This is a genomic window from Vibrio sp. 1069, assembly GCF_033340555.1.
The window spans coordinates 1-610 of the sequence record NZ_JAWOWP010000566.1; the positions used below are offsets into that span (position 1 = coordinate 1).

Sequence of the window (610 nt, forward strand, 5' to 3'; positions counted from 1 at the left end):
AATAACGATGTTCCAACCGCTGATGGTATTGGTTACGAAGATGGATTAATTCAGCTTAATTTGAACGTCGATTTTGCAGATGGCTTTAACAACACATTAGGCGGTAGAGAAACGTTAACCAACATCAAGTTGACGCTTGATGACACGACACAGGGTGAGTTTGTCGATAGCAATGGCAATAGTTTGGGCACGAGTATCGAATTTAATGAAGCCAATATTTTAGCGGGAGCGTTGGATAACGTTCTGTTCAAACCGAGTGAAAACTACCCGGTTGGTGGTGGTCAAAATACGGTGAAAATTAACATCGATGGCGAAATCACAGACGTTGCCGTGTTTGACCAATCGACATTGATCAATCCGGGCGATAACGTAGATGTACGCACCTTTACCGACGACGTGACATTTGAAGTCACGCCTGTCGTGGATGACATTGTAATTACGGGAACCGATCCAAGTCAGCCTATCGTCGTGACGGGTGATGAAGATACGTTGATTTCACTCAACCAGTCAGGTACTGGCGTTACGATCAGTCTGACCGACGATGATGGCTCTGAAAGCTTTGTTTCACTTAAGCTGACTGGCATTCCGAATGACTTTGTTGTTGAGTCTA

Annotated in this window: 1 protein-coding gene; it reads left to right on the top strand. The window is 44.6% G+C overall.

The window, feature by feature from the left end; genetic code table 11:
• Window positions 1-610, top strand: a 610-nt coding sequence (locus R7040_RS27770; RefSeq protein WP_318097790.1) for a hypothetical protein, incomplete at both ends; no start/stop codon positions are given.